Below are 16,407 nucleotides of genomic sequence, written 5' to 3' on the forward strand. Positions count from 1 at the left end.
TGGTAATAGATAAAAAAAGGGGCTTCCGACTTCGATATCAACATCGATATCGAGGATTTCAGTCTTCAGTTGACCCCAATGTAGACTGACAGCGTTCCCAATAAATTTTAGCCGCGCGATCGCCCTGATTCTGACGCCAACACTCGGCAAACAACCGTGCCGCTTCAGCTAACTTCCCTTCCAAGTAAAGCGCCCTAGCTTCTGCAAACAATTCTAGCGTCGCTAACTTGCCTTCTTTAATTTCTAGCGAGTCGCAATCAAACACCTCATAAACCGTCACCGCTTCAGATTTTCCCTTGACTTTTACCGTATCGAGGGTGCGGATTGCGTACTGGGAGGGATTTTCTAAGCGCCAGTAAGTTGACTGGGTTATTAACAGCGACACCCCATAATTTTTCGTCAAACTTTCCACACGAGAAGCTAAATTAACGGCATCACTAATTACTGTCCCGTCCATGCGATTTGGTCCTCCTACCGTTCCCAGCATCAAAGTTCCAGTATTGATGCCAATCCCAATCTGAATCGGTGGATAACCACAATTGGCGCGATTTTGATTGTATTCAACGAGGCAGTGCAGCATAGCAATTCCCGCTTTCACCGCATTATCCGCCTCACCGCTAAACAGCGCCATAATCGCATCGCCAATATATTTATCAATAAACCCCTTATTTTCATTAATCACGGGTTCCATGCGAGAAAGATAGGAATTGATAAATTTGAAATTATCTTCCGGCGTCATAGTTTCCGAAAGTGTGGTAAAGTCGCGAATATCTGAAAACAACACCGACATTTCTAACTGCACTTGGTCGCCCAATTCCACATCAATAATACTTGATTTATTTAGAAATTGGAGAAATTGATAGGGTATAAATCGCTCGTAAGCTTTGTTGAGTTGAGCCAGCCTGCTTTCATTTTCGCGGACTTCTGTATAAAGCTTAGAATTTTGAATCGAGATAGCCGCCTGTCCAGATAACACTTTTAATAATTCCACTCTTTCTGGCGTAAAAGCTCCTGCTGTCAGATTGTTTTCTAGGTAAACAATACTGACGATTTGAGATTGGTTAATTAGCGGCACGCATAAAATTGATTTAGGCTGATTCTTTTGGATGTAGGGGTCGTTAGTAAATTGTCCCTCTCGGACAGCATCATCTAATACCACGCTTTCTTGAGTGCGGACCACATAATTGACAATTGCGGTGGAAAGTTTTTGACTATTATCAACTAAGATTGACTGCAACACGGTAACTTGTTCAGAATTTATTGTCCCTTCAGCTTCAATTAACAGCTTTCCCTGGCTTGACAAAATCAGATAGCCTCGTTGCGCCCCTGCATTTTCTATCAAAATTTTCATTAAGCTAGACAGTAGCTTATCTAGCAATATTTCGCCGGAAATCGCCTGATAAGCTTTCATTACTGTGGTGATATCTAAGTTATTAGCCGAACCAGCAGTCGTAACTGTTGCGGTAGTTTTAGTGTTTTTATTTCCCGATTGAATTGGTTTCAATAACTGCGGATATCGCGTTTCTAAATCCGTTACCTTAGCAGTGGCTCCCCATTGAATATAACAATAATATGCCTCAATCATGTAGAGTTGGGCAAATTTTTCTTTACCCCATTCTAGGTAAAATTTTGCTGCTAGTTCGTTGGCAAGGGCTTCTTCGTTGAGAAATTGATTTTCTTTAGCTCCAGCAATGGCGCGATCGTACATTTCAATCGCCTCCGCTTTATTACCTAACACCCGTTGCCGTTCTGCCTCAACTAAATAGCATTTATGCAGATAATTCATGGGAGCATTTTTCGCCCAATGCTGCAAAGTGGTTTGATGAGTTTCCACCTCAGCAAGAATTTCAGCTTGCTGGGTTTCTGACTGTGTGGGGAAAAGTGCCAAGTTCGTCAGGGCGGCATAGAAATGGAAAATAGGAAGAAAAACCATTCCCGATATTGCGATCAAATACTGTTTGGCTTGGCCAATGTAGTTGAGGGCTGCCGTGTAATTCCCGAAGGAGTAGGCAAGCAGCAGTTTGTAAGTGTAGGCAATAGTGATCGGCGTGAATTCATTATTCTGATGGTACTTAGGAATCGTTACCCTTTCATCGTAGGCAGTTCCGATCAAACAATCCGGTTGGCTGAGGGTTTCCCTCAAGTTCTTCGCCGTCTGCTGGATTATCTTCAAAGAAGTCTGAGCAGAATATTGCTTCACCTGAGCCAATGCAGCGCTGTAATCTGCTATTTCGGTTTCCCAAGTGTCTAGTTCTACCCCACCGAAAAATTTAGCATAAAAGTAAAAATCTATGTTGTAGCCAGCAGAGAGAAAGTCGCCAGTTTCCATGCCAGCCGTAAAGCCATCTTTTAGTATTGGTATCGTTGCCCTAATAGATTCTTGGTGATGCTGAATATAACCCCCAAAGCCAATCAGAGTTACAGACTTGAATTCCCGCACATTAAACCGCTCTAGTAATGAGATTGACAATTGCCCAAAGCCATAGCCCGTTTTCGCCTCTCCCAAAAATGCACACAGCACCAGACCATGAACTCCATACCCCACAGTTGATGCGGGTGCATTCCCAAATTGGAGCGATAAACTCACCATCGTCGAGCTAAGTAGGGGTAGCAAACTCGGCATTGCTTGAACAATGGTTGAAATCAACATTCCTAGCAGTTGCATAGCTGCCTGAGTTTGGAGATTAGTCATTACTGGCAGGTCAATCAATTCCTCAACTTTTCTTCCCTGAAGCTGGCTATTGAGGGTTTGTAGCGCTTGGCTAATTTGGGTTTCGTCAGGTGTGATGGGGAGTTCAACCCCTAATTGCCCCAAGACATCTCTACCGACGGCGAGCGCTTCTAACATCTTGCTCTGGGCTGTGTAAGTAGCGATTTTAATCTCGTAAATTTTCACTTTGTCTAAAATCGTCTTAGCTTCTTGCAACACCAAGGCTGCCATTTGTTCCATGCCTTCAAGGTCAGCATTTAAATAGGCGGCTTCGGCAGCAGCAACATAAAGATTTAGGGTCAATTCATATTGAGTTTGCCAGCAGTTGGCTGTCAACAGTTCAATCCCTGTTTGCAGATAGATATTTGCCGCAGCGTAGGCGGTAGAACTTCTTGCCTTACCTCCCGCTTCTAAGTTAAGTTGGGCTAAGGCTTCTCGTTCGCTTAATTGATTGATTAATTAACTCAATTCCTTGATTCAAATGTCCCACAATATCAAAGAGTTTTTCTTCTCTTTCAATATCCGAGAAATTTTGTAGAAGTAACTGTCCTATTTTGAGATGAGTGGCTTGTTTTTGATCGTTGGGAATCAATGAATAAGCCGCTTGCTGAACGCGATCGTGCAGGAACTTATAAGTTGGATTAGCAACAGAATGATTGGGGAATTTAGCATCTGCTTGAATGAAGTTATAGCCTTCGGAAATCACTAAAATGAGTTCTTCTTGCAAGGCTTTCCACAGCGCTGATGCCGTTGCTTCTGGTAATTCTTCGCTGACTGTTGCCAATGTCTCTAAATCAAACTGCGCCCCAATACACGCGGCAAGTTTGAGAACATCCTGAGTTTGGGCAGGCAACTTCTGCAATTGCGCCGCCATAAAGTCCACCACATCCGAGGTGCCGGCAAATTTAACTCGATCGAGATCGCACTGCCAATGCCGTACATCCCAGTCAAATCTAATTTGACCATCTTCATGCAACGCCTTGAGGAATTGAGTCGAGAAAAAGGGATTACCTTGGGTTTTTTGATAAACCAATTCTGTCAGGGGTTCGGCTAAAGATAAATCGCAAATCAGCGTATCTGCCACCAACTGATTCAGATATCTTTGGCTCAACGGTTGCAGCGTAATAGTATTCACCACTGCCCCAGACTTAACAATCTCATCCACCGTCAACATAAACGGATGAACGGGCGACACCTCATTATCCCGATAAGCACCCAATACCAACAGATGCCCCCTATCCTCCATCAATAGTTGTAGCAACTTCAGCGATGCCGAATCCGCCCACTGCAAATCGTCCAAAAACATCACTAATGGATGTGAGGCAGTAGTAAATACTTTTACAAACTTTTGCATCAGCAAATTAAAGCGATTTTGTGCTGCACTACCCGACAATTCTAGTGCAGTCGGTTGAGCGCCAATGATGCGTTCTAACTCAGGAATCACCTCAATCAGCACTTGCCCACTCTCGCCTACTGCTGTCAAAATTAGGGTTTTCCATGTGTGTAACTGAGCATCACTTTCTGATAATAATTGCCCCATCAATTCCCGAAATGCTTGTACAAATGCACTAAAGGGAATATTGCGCTGGAATTGGTCATATTTGCCTTTAATAAAATAGCCACGCTGTCTGGCTATAGGCTTATGGACTTCGTTCACTACGGCGGTTTTGCCAATTCCAGAGAAGCCAGCTACCAGCATCATTTCACTGCTTCCTAAATGCGATCCCCCCCCGCCCCCCTTAAGAAGGGGGGAGTCGGATGAAGCCCCCCTTATTAAGGGGGGTTGGGGGGATCGTCCTGATGCAACTCGTTCAAAGGCTGCTAATAGATTAGAAACTTCTGTTTCTCTGCCGTATAGTTTTTCGGGAATCAGGAAACGGTCTGTAATATCTCGGCTTACCAAGTCAAATTCTTCTATGCTTTCCGTTTGTTGTAATTGAACCAGACACATTTCTAAATCATGCTTGATTCCGAAGGCTGTTTGATAGCGGTTTTCGGCATTCTTCGCCATCAATTTACTGACAATTTGAGATACGATTAGGGGAATTTCTGGCTCGATTTCCTGCAGGAAAAGCGGCTGTCTGGCAATGTGGCAGTGAACCAACTCTAAAGCGTCTTCTGTCTCAAAAGGCAGTTTTCGACTCAGCAATTCGTAGAAGGTGACACCGAGGGAGTAAAAGTCAGTGCGGTAATCGAGAGTGCGATTCATTCTCCCGGTTTGTTCTGGTGAGATGTAAGCAAGGGTTCCTTCCAAAATGCCGGGGTTTTTCAGTATCGGTGTTTCTCGCGTTAGTTGAGTGGAAATGCCAAAATCAATAATTTTTAATTGTTCCGTTTCCGGGTTATAAACAATATTCGAGGGGTTAATATCTTTATGAATGATATTTGCGCTGTGAATTTGACCTAATGCTTCTGTGGTGGCGATCGCAATTTGCAGAAACTCCTTGAGGCTAAACTTTCGCTGCTGCATCCAAATTGTCAAGGATTCACCGCCAAAGTCCTCTACAAACATCACGAGACTGTTTTGGTATTTTTGCAAGTCATAGACTCGCACAACTCCCGCCTCTTTCAACTCTTGGGTAATGCGGTATTCGGTGCGGTAGCGCACCAATTCTTGAGGTGTGGGGTAACTTTCTTTAAGAAATTTGAGGATAAGCGGCTGGTTATCTGCTTCCCGAATGGCTCGGTAAACCAGAGAGTTGGCGCTTTCATAGACAAGTGTCACAACGGCAACGCCTGGAATCAAGAGCATATTGATTTTTTTGCTAAAAATTAACGCGCAGTCAAAACGCACCAGCTTTGTGTATAGAATAGCACGTTAGAAAGGCAAAAATTTTGTTTGTGTAACAAATGTTTAGTTTTTCGGGCAGCAGCCTGCAAATACTTTGTGGTTGCCCCGATTTCGATCGCCTAATTTGTATGGTGCATCAACAGTCGATCGCACTTTTGATTTGATTTTCAGGTATAGCAACCGCTTAATTTAAATTGTGTAGCCTGTCTTTGATTTTTGTGCGAGTCCCCAATGCAGACTGACAGCGTTCCCAATAAATTTTAGCCGCGCGATCGGCCTGATTCTGACGCCAACACTCGGAAAACAGCCGCGCCGCTTCAGCCACATTCCCTTCCAAGTAAATTGCCCTCGCTTCTGCAAACAATTCCAGCGTAGCTAACTTGCCCGCTTTGATTTCTGGCCTGTCGGCATCAAACACCTCATAAATCGTCACCGCTTCCGATTTTCCCTTGACTTTTACCGTGTCGAGAGTGCGGATTGCATACTGAGATGGATTTTTCAGGCGCGAATAAGTTGGCTGAGTAATTAACAGCGCCACCCCATAATTTTTTGTCAAACTTTCCACGCGAGAAGCTAAATTAACGGCATCGCTGATTACTGTCCCATCCATGCGATTTTGTCCTCCCACCGTTCCCAGCATCAAAGAACCCGTATTAATCCCAATCCCAATCTGAATCGGGGCACAGCCTGAATTAGCGCAGTATTGATTGTATTCAACGAGACGGTGCAGCATCGCAATTCCCGCTTTCACCGCATTATCCGCCTCACCGCTAAACAGCGCCATAATCGCATCGCCAATATATTTATCAATAAACCCCTTATTTTCATTAATCACGGGTTCCATGCGAGAAAGATAGGAATTGATAAATTTGAAATTATTCTCCGGTGTCATAGTTTCCGAAAGTGTTGTAAAATCGCGAATATCTGAAAACAATACCGACATTTCTAACTGCACTTGGTCGCCCAATTCCACATCCACGATGCTTGATTTATTTAGAAATTGGAGAAATTGATAGGGTACAAATCGCTCGTAAGCTTTGTTGAGTTGAGCCAGCCTAGTTTCATTTTCGCGTACTTCTGTATAAAGCTTAGAATTTTGAATAGAAATAGCCGCCTGTCCAGATAACACTTTTAATAATTCCACTCTTTCTGGCGTAAAAGCTCCTGCTGTCAGATTGTTTTCTAGGTAAACAATACTGACGATTTGAGATCGATCGATCAGCGGCACGCATAAAATTGATTTTGGCTGATGCTTTTGAATGTAGGGGTCGTTGGTAAATTGTCCCGATCGCACAGCATCATCTAGTACCACACTTTCTTGAGTGCGGGACACATAATTGACAATCGCAGAACAAAGTTCTTGACAATTATCAACAGGGATTGAGTGCAGCACGGTGACTTGTTCGTCATCGATTGCCCCTTCCGCTTCAATTAACAGTTGTCCCTGGCTTGACAAAATCAGATAGCCTCTTTGCGCCCCTGCATTTTCCATCAAAATTTTCATCAAGCTAGACAGTAGTTTATCCAGCAATATTTCGCCGGAAATCGCGTGAGAAGCCTTCATCACTGCGCTGATATCTAGGTGATTCCCCGAACCAGTCGTTGTCATTGCTACGGTAGTTTGAGTGTTTTTCCTTCCCGGTTGAGTTACAATAAATAATTGGGGATATCGCGTTTCTAAATCTGTTACCTTAGCAGTTGCTCCCCATTCAACATAACAATAGTACGCCTCAAATATGTAGGCTTGAGCAATTTTTGTTTTGCCCCATTCGCCGTAGAATTTTGCTGCGAGTTCGTTTGCCAGGGCTTCGTCATTAACATATTTGTTTTTTTTGGCTCCAGAAATTGCGCGATCGTACATTTCAATCGCCTCGGCTTTATTGCCCAACACCCGTTGCCGTTCTGCTTCAACTAAATGCCATTTATGCAGATAATTCATCGGAGCATTGTTCGCCCACTGTTGCAGCGTGCTTTGATGGGTTTCCACTAAGCCAAGAATTTCAGTTTGCTTCGTTTCTGGCTGTGCGGGAAAAAGTGCCAGGTGCGTCAGGGCAGCATAAAAATGAAAAATGGGTACAAAAGCCGATCCAGATACTCCCATCAAATACTGTTGGACTTGGGTAATGTGGTCTAGGGCCGCCGTGTAATTGCCATAGCAGTAAGCAAGCAGCAGTTGGAAAATGCAGGCACAGGCGATCGCCGTAAATTCATTATCCTGATAGTGCTTGGGAATCATCACCGTTTCATCATAGGCAGATCCTATTAACAAATCCGGCCGAATACGGGTTTCTCTCAAGTTTTGCACCGTCTGCTGAATCATATCCAAATAAATCCGAGCAGAATATTGTTTCAACTGCGCCATGACAGCCCTGAAACTTGCTATTTCTGATTCCCAAGTATCTAGTTCTACACCAGCGAATAAATAAGTATAAAAACAAATATATATGTTGTATCCAGCGTCTACAAAATCGCCTGTTTCCATACCCAACCTATAGCCCTCTTTCAGCGTCGGTATCGTTGCCAAAAGAGATTCTTGGCGGTGCTGAATCCAACCGCCAAACAAAAGCAGAACTGTGGACTTGAATTCGGGTACATTCAACCGATCGAGCAATGAGAGTGCCAATTGCCCAAAAACATAGCCCGTTTTTACCTCTCCCAAAAAGGCACATAACACCATCCCGTGCATCGCATAACCCACTGTCGATGCGGGCGCATTCCCAAAAGAGAGCGATAAACTCACCATCGTGGAGCTCAGCAGGGGCAGCAAACCGGGCATTCCCTGGAAAATGGGTGGAAACAACATACCAGACAGTTGCATAGCTGCCTGAGTCTCTGGATTTGTCATCACAGGTAAGTCAACCAATTCCTCAATTTTTCGGCCGCTTAGTTGCCCCGCAAGGGCTTGCAGCGCTTTGCCCATCTTGGCTTCATCAGGTTCGGCAGGAAGTTCAATCCCCAGTTGTAACAGTGCGTCTCTTGCTACTGCGATCGTTTCTAAAACCTTGCTCAGGGCTGTCTGAGCAGCAATTTGAATTTCGTAAATTTTAACTCGATCTAAAATTGTCTGAGCTTCTTGCAAAACCAGTGCTGCCATCTGTTCCATACCATCAAAGTCACCATTCAAATAAGCAGTTTCGGCTGCAGCAATATAGAGATTTAGGGTCAATTCATATTGAGTTTGCCAGCATTCAGGTGTCAGTAGCTCAATTCCTATTTGCAGATAGATATTTGCCGCAGCGTAGGCGGTAGAATTTCTGGCCTTGCGTCCAGCTTCTAAGTTGAGTTGGCCTAAAGCTGAGCGTTCACTTAATTGATTGATTAACTCAATTCCTAGATTTAAATGCCCCACAATATCAAAGATTTTTTCTTCGATTTCTATCTCGGAAGAACTTTGTAGCAGCAACCGGCCAATTTTCAGATGAGTGGCTTGTTTTTGGTTGTCGGGAATCAATGAATAAGCCGCTTGCTGGACGCGATCGTGCAGGAACTTATAAGTTGGATTAGCAACAGACTGATTCGGAGATTGAGCATCTACTTGAATAAAGTTATAGCCTTCGGAAATTACTAAAATGAGTCCTTCTTGCAAGGCTTTCCACAGCGCTGATGCCGTCGCTTCTGGTAATTCTTCGCTGACTGTTGCCAATGTCTCTAAATCAAACTGCGCCCCAATACACGCGGCAAGTTTGAGAACATCCTGAGTTTGGGCAGGCAACTTCTGGAATTGCGCCACCATAAACTCCACCACATCCGAGGTGCCGGCAAATTTAACTCGATCGATATCGCACTGCCACCCCCCTTGTACCCCCCTCTGTCCCCCCTTGGTAAGGGGGGATGAAAGGGGGGTGGGGGATTGAGGGTGGTTAAAGATAATGTGACCATCTTCATACAACGCCTTGAGGAATTGAGTCGAGAAAAAGGGATTACCTTGGGTTTTTTGATAAACCAATTCTGTCAGGGGTTCGGCTAAAGATAAATCGCAAATCAGTGTATCTGCTACCAACTGATTGAGATCTGCTAAACGCAATTGTTGCAGCGTAATCGTATTCACCGTGGCCCCAGACTTCACAATCTCATCCACCGCCAACATAAACGGATGAGCAGGTGATACCTCATTATCCCGATAAGCACCCAATACCAAGAGATGCCCCGTATCTTCCATCAATAGTTGTAGCAATTTCAAAGATGCTGAATCCGCCCACTGCAAATCGTCCAGAAACATCACTAAGGGATGTTCAGCAGTAGTAAATACTTGCACAAATTTCTGCATCAGCAGATTGAAGCGATTTTGGGCGGCACTCCCCGACAATTTTAGTGCTGGATTTTGAGCGCCAATGATGCGTTCTAATTCAGGAATTACGTCAATCAAGACTTGCCCGCTCTCGCCTACTGCTGTGAGGATCAGGGTTTTCCATCTGTCTAACTGAGCGTCACTTTCTGATAATAATTGTCCCATCAATTCCCGAAATGCTTGCACAAATGCACTGAACGGGATATTGCGCTGGAACTGGTCGTATTTGCCTTTGATGAAATAACCGCGCTGTCGGGCGATCGGCTTGTGGACTTCGTTCACTACTGCGGTTTTACCAATTCCAGAGGAGCCAGCGACTAGCATCATTTCGGCAGTAGCATTACCAACTCTTTCAAAGGCAGCTAATAGCTCGAAAACTTCTGTTTCTCTGCCGTATAATTTTTCGGGAATCAGGAAATTATCTGTAATATCATGCGTTCCCAAGTCAAATTCTTCTATGCTCTCGTTTTCTTGTAATGTAACCTGACATATTTCTAAATCCTGCTTGATACCCACTGCTGTTTGATAGCGGTTTTCGGCATTTTTCGCCATCAATTTACTGACTATTTGGGAGACAATTAGGGGGATTCCTGGCTTGATTTCGTGGGGAGGAATTGGCTGTCTGGCAATGTGACAGTGAACGATTTCTAAAGCATCTTCTGTCTCGAAAGGTAATTTTCCTGTCAGCAATTCGTAGAAGGTGACACCGAGGGAGTAAAAGTCAGTTCGGTAATCGATAGAGCGATTCATCCTGCCTGTTTGTTCCGGCGAGATGTAAGCGAGGGTGCCTTCTAAAATGCTGGGGTTTTTCAGGGTTGGCATTTCTCGCGTTAGCTGAGTGGAAATACCAAAGTCGATAATTTTGAGTTGCCCCGTTTCCGGGTTATAAACAATATTTGAGGGGTTAATATCTTTGTGGATGATGTTAGCTGCGTGAATTTGCCCTAAAGTTTCAGTAGTGGCGATCGCAATTTGCAGAAACTCCTTGAGGCTAAACTTTCGCCGCAGCATCCATATTTTCAAGGATTCCCCGCCAAAGTCCTCCACAAAAATCACGAGGCTGTTTTGGTATTTTTGCAAATCATAGACTCGCACGACTCCCGCCTCTTTCAGCTCTCGGGTGATGCGATATTCGGTGCGGTAGCGCAGCAATTCTTGAGGTGTGGGGTAGCTTTCTTTGAGAAGTTTGAGGATCAGCGGTTGACGATCCGCTTCCCGAATGGCCCGGTAAACCAGAGAGTTAGCACTTTCATAGAGCAGTGTCTGGACGGCAACGCCTGGAATCGAGAGCATATTGATTTTTCTGCTAAAAATTAACGCTAAGTCACAACGCACCAGCTTTCTGTAAATAATAGCGCGTTAGAAACGAAAAAAATAGGGTTTTTTAACTCCTGTTTAGTTTTTCGGCATCTCTTGGCTTTCAATCGCTCGTTTCTGTCGGCTTTACCAACCACTTCGCTGCTAACCGAACCGCAAATTCAAGTAATGCCACGCGCTGCGGGGAAAATACAAAATGGAAAAACAGACTGCCAATCATTAAAATCCTCGGAAAATTGCCGTGCTAAGTAATATCAAATCCTCTATTCATCGGAATGGTAAATTCGATTTCACTGTTGACGGTTGACAGTAAACAGTAAACAGTGAACAGTCAACAGTCAACATCACCTGACGGTGTAACCTGAAATGATCTAATAGAAGAAAAGGAATATTAATATCTTTTCACCACGGACTGCCAATCATCACAAAAGCCGACCAATAATAAGGATGCGACAACTTCAAATCAGCAAACCCCTGCAAAGATTGCGGCAACTCCACCCCCTCGCCCCGACTCGAACCCCGCAACTTGCCGCCCTCCAAACGCACATCACCCCGCAACATCGCAATTTGCGCTTCTCGCAGCGCCGCAGCCTTAATTGGCGCAGTCTTCAAATGCTGGTAAAACTCATTCATCAATCCCAAAGTACCCTCATCCGAAACATACCACAAACTCCCCAAAGCCGTTTGCACCCCCGCTTGCAGCGCCAAACCGCCAAAACCCAACTCCGCACTTTCATCACCCACAGCAGTCCGACAAGCACTTAAAACTAACAAATTCACCTGCGGATTATTCAATCTCAAATTCTGTAATTGATCCAGTCTTAGCCGACTATCCCACAACTGAATAAAAGAATTACTCGGAGCCCCCGGACGAAATTCGCCGTGAGTAGCTAAGTGAATAATTCCAAAAGGCCGGCTTTGATGCTGTCGTTTCAAATTCTCTAAAGTGAAACCCTCATTCAGAAAACTTGCTCCCGGCCACTCTCGCGAAATAGCTGCTATTTCTGCAGGAACTGCAGGTAAAGGATTCAACTGTGAAAATTGCGACGCGCCCATTGCTAGAACTTGAGAATTTCTGAGATCGACGTAGCGACTATCTGTTAAATTAATACTCGGCATCAAACTGAGACTGTATTTTTCCACCAAAAATTGCTTTCCGTCGTGCAAAGCAGCAAAGGGCATACCTCTCAAACCCCGATCGACAACAAAGGAAATAGTATCCGTTTCGCACTTTTGCAAATCCTCCTCCAAAGGCGCAACCATCCACTTATAAAGCTTTTGGGCTGATGGTAGATAACTCGTAGTAGTCCGCGCCCCAGGCTTAGTAATCTCACCCCTGAATTCAGTTACAACTTTCAGCAATTCTTCCCGATTTGCTTCCGACACCGTTTTGTGAACTACTGCACCGCAAGAAGTTACTAACATTAAATCTAATTTTTCTTCTCGCGAAAACAGATAAATTAAGCTGGGTTTCGTGCCCGTTTCTGCACCCGCAGATGCTAACTTTTTCTTGATTTCGTCTGGGGATAGCAACTCGTCGCTGCTGACGTTGATACCGAAATATTCCCGGAATTCTTGGCTGAAAGATTTTTCCAGCAGAGGTAAAGCTGCCGATATTTGACCGACATCCAAATTTCTGCCGATTTCACTGCGAAATGCTGACTGAATAACTGAATCTCTGATATTTGAATTGATCACATTTCTCAGTCCTCTCTGAGATTGGATTCTTTCCGGCGGCAGCCTTTCTCGGAGTTTTTCTATATCTCGCGATATTCTGTTTTGATTCCGTTGCTGTTGGGAGTTAAGGGGTTCGTTTGGTTCGGGAAAAATCGATCGCCCTCGATCTGGAAATCTATCCCTGAGTGATGGCGGCAGCGAATTGGGATTATTGGGATTGTTCGGATTGTTCGGATTGTTCGGATTGTTCGGATTGTTCGGATTGTTCGGATTGTTCGGATTGTTCGGATTATTTGGTTGGTTGGGATTGTCGGGATTATTTGGATTATTTGGTTGGTTGGGATTGTTGGGATTGTTGGGATTGTTCGGATTATTAGGATTGTTGGGATTGTTGGGATTGTTGGGATTGTTGGGATTGTTGGGATTGTTGGGATTATTGGGATTGTTCGGATTATTGGGATTATTTGGTTGGTTGGTAGTGACGATCGCACTATTGCCCTGAGTGTAAGAATTGATGAAAGATTGTCCCTGAGCAATTGTACCTGCAGCATTGCTGGCGATCGCCCCAGCAGTCCCGTTAACCGCCGCATCTCCCACCGCAAAAGGTATCGGCGGATTGACATCCCCGCCGCCGTGGGCGATCCTGACTGTACCCGGTTGATCGCCACCAAGCGTTGAGACACTCACAGTGCGGTTTTGGTCAAAAGTACCAGTCACTCGCACCAAACCCGGAGTTGCGATATCAACTTTAGCGCCCGGAGCATAGACCGATACAATGCTAATATCATTTTGAGCGTTAATATTGACTGCAGGATTGCGGCCGCGCCCCGAAAGATTAACATCTATTTCCCCAGTTCCGATCTGCCCTCCCGCTAAAATATCCACAATTGATGAAGCATTAATATTGCCAGTGCTGACATTTCCCCTGCTGCTAACTAAATCAACTATAACTCCCTGCAAATTTCCAGCATTGACATCGCCAGATGCTGTGAAGCTGACACCGTTAGCTGCGGTAACATTTGCAGTCTGAATGCTTCCAGCATTACTATTAACTGAAACATCACTTCCCTGTAAAATACCTGAATTTATATTGCCCAAAGCTGTCAAATTCACATTGCTGGTGGCGGTAGCACTGGTAACTCCAATTGTCCCCGCACTGCTGTTAATATTAACAGCCACACCCCGCAAATCCCCTGAATTCACATTTCCCGCACTTCTTACATTGATATTTCCAGTTGACGCAGTATTGCCGATCGCAATATTTCCCCCATCACTATTAACATCAACTGCAGCACCCTGCAAATTCCCAGTATTTAAGTCGCTAGAAGCTCTCAAAGCAACGCTGGCGGCGGCAGCATCAATCGATGCCACATTAATATTAGTTTGGGCGTCCAAATTGACTGTGGGAATCGCAGGATTAACTGGATTTGTGGCAGGATTAACAGCGATCGCCCCCGTGTTGATTTGTTGTCCTGCTAAAATTCTGACATCTCCCGTAGTGGCGATCGTACCCGTAGCGACACTTCCGCTGCTGCTGCTAGCCCTGAGAGTAGCACCCGCGAGGTTCCCTACGGTTAAGTCGCCCGAAGCTGCCAAAGTGAGATTTTCGGTGGCTGTAATATTGGCGGGTGTTGTATTCGGGACAATTGTATTCGGATCGGTCAAAACTCCCAGAGTCCCTGAGCTACTGGTAATATTAACTTGAGAACCCTGCAAATTCCCAAAATTCACATTGCCAAAAGCTGTAAAGGCGATCGCCCCAGAATTCCCAGTGTCGATCGCACCGGTTACAATATTACCCCCAGTCGTATTCAGACTAATATTGCCGTTGATATCATTGGGAGAAATATCATTGGTTAATATAATATTGTTGAGAGCTTGAATATTAATTGTCGAACTCGACGTTAATCTGCCCCCAACCACTACTCCAGCTTCCCTGCTTTCGAGGCTAACTTGTCCCCCGTTAATATCTCTAGTTTGCACATCTCCCGTTGCCGACAAAATCACCGGCCCGGCTGCTAAAATATTTTCCACAGCAATCAAATTTCTGCTAAAAACAGGCTCCGCAGTGAAATTTCCATCCTCACCTAAAATGTCAGGAGAAACATTAACAGAATTGGCCAAATTTGCCACTCCCGCCCGCAGAATCAAAGCCGGACTGCTGGTTAAAATCGCAATATCTGGGTCGGAATTCACATTTTCAGTCTGCAATGCCAAATCCGGGCCAGTAATAGTAATATTTTCACCAACAATACTTCCCCTCGCCTCTACTTTCAGAGAAACACCAGTATAATCCCCAAAGAAAACATCTCCTTCGGAACTGATAATCGGGTCAAATAAACTCACAAAATTTCCCGGCATTCCCGACAAATTCCGCACCGAAAAATTGCCTCCCGCAACAAAGTGAGAATCCCCCGAAATCGTGCCGTTGCTAACTAAACTCAAATTGCCTGCGCTTTGGAATTGCGGCGGAAGAGACAAGCCGCCAGTAGCATTTTGAGTGAGAATGTCGATCGCGCGATCGGCCCGCACCTCTAAATTCCCCCCAGCCCGCGCCAAAAACGGATTCTGAACGCTATCTCGAACCCGCACCGCATCCCCTGCCAGCAAACTCAAATCCCCCGCAGTTTGCAACCTAGTCCCCGCTAACGTCAGATTTCCTGCAGCCCATAAATTCGCACTTCCCGCATTCAATTGATCCAACGCAGACATATTCCCAGCAGCAATCGCCACATCCCCAGAATTCACCAGCAAACCAGAACCCACTAGCCGCACGCTACCGTCATCCGCAACCACAACACCAGTCGCCTGATTTTGCCCCGTACCTGTCAGCAACTGCGGCAAAGAAACAGGATTTAAACCTTGTGGAGAATTCCCAAAATTCCCGCCCGTTGATATCTCCAAACTCAACAAAAGCCCCGGTTGACTGATACGCAAAACATTCTCCCCCGGAACCGCAGCAACAGTAATTTGCCCTCCCGGTGCCGACAACTGCCCCGTACTAACAACCGTACCGCCCAACAAAGATAAACTCTTGCCCGGAGTCACAGCCAAATTACCAGCATTAACAATACTCCCCGGTTGAGTCCCGCCAAAATAAAAAGCATTTGGCGCACCAACTAACGCGCTAAAATTATTTGTACCCGCAGCATTAAACCAATTAGAACCAAAACCGACATTCGTCGCAGTAGTCGCAGTGAAAGCCCCCGGCACATTCAAACTCGCCTGCGGGCCAAACACAATCCCCGCAGGATTAATCAGAAACAGATTAGAATTGCCGCCCGTGACAGTAATTAAGCCATTAATGAGTGAAGCGTCGCCGCCAGCAATGCGAGCTAATATATTTTGAATAGCCGAATTAGTCAGAAAATTAGCAATTTGACCTTGATTTAAGCCGAATTGGCCAAAACTATGAAAAAGATTCGCCCCGTCTCCCGACAAACTGCCGCCATTGATATCGTAGCGGTTGCCGGTGCGGGTAACAGCAGTGCCAGTACCGTCAGCAGCCGGGACTATTGGCTGTGCTTGCGCCAAAGTATTAAAAATTAACAAAGAAAACGGACAAATAAATAACCCGACCTTTTTAATCTTTAAGTTGACGTTTTTCATGGCAGCTACAGTCGA

Annotated in this window: 2 protein-coding genes and 1 pseudogene; all 3 read right to left on the reverse strand. The window is 45.0% G+C overall.

The genetic code is table 11. The features are described 5' to 3' along the window. Positions 1-58: 58 nt before the first annotated feature. The 3 genes and pseudogenes from QUB13_RS30545 to QUB13_RS22725 all read right to left on the reverse strand — a co-directional run bounded on the left by QUB13_RS30545 (position 59) and on the right by QUB13_RS22725 (position 16,392). A pseudogene (locus QUB13_RS30545) lies at positions 59-5,462 on the reverse strand (AAA family ATPase). A 223-nt stretch (positions 5,463-5,685) separates the two neighbouring features. Beyond that, the gene (locus QUB13_RS22720) at positions 5,686-11,082 is read right to left on the reverse strand and encodes an AAA family ATPase (protein WP_333385111.1); all 5,397 of its coding nucleotides are present in this window, start codon (positions 11,080-11,082) and stop codon (positions 5,686-5,688) included. A 426-nt stretch (positions 11,083-11,508) separates the two neighbouring features. Further along, on the reverse strand, positions 11,509-16,392 hold the full coding sequence (locus tag QUB13_RS22725) for a CHAT domain-containing protein (RefSeq protein WP_333385114.1): 4,884 nt from the start codon (positions 16,390-16,392) through the stop codon (positions 11,509-11,511). Between the last annotated feature and the right edge of the window lie 15 nt (positions 16,393-16,407).

The sequence above is a fragment of the Microcoleus sp. B4-D4 genome (assembly GCF_036705185.1).
GTDB lineage: Bacteria > Cyanobacteriota > Cyanobacteriia > Cyanobacteriales > Microcoleaceae > Microcoleus.

Bases quoted from the DNA above. Each gene is read 5' to 3' on its own strand.
- QUB13_RS22720 (WP_333385111.1), bottom strand. From the start codon at position 11,082: ATGCTCTCGATTCCAGGCGTTGCCGTCCAGACACTGCTCTATGAAAGT.
- QUB13_RS22725 (WP_333385114.1), bottom strand. From the start codon at position 16,392: ATGAAAAACGTCAACTTAAAGATTAAAAAGGTCGGGTTATTTATTTGT.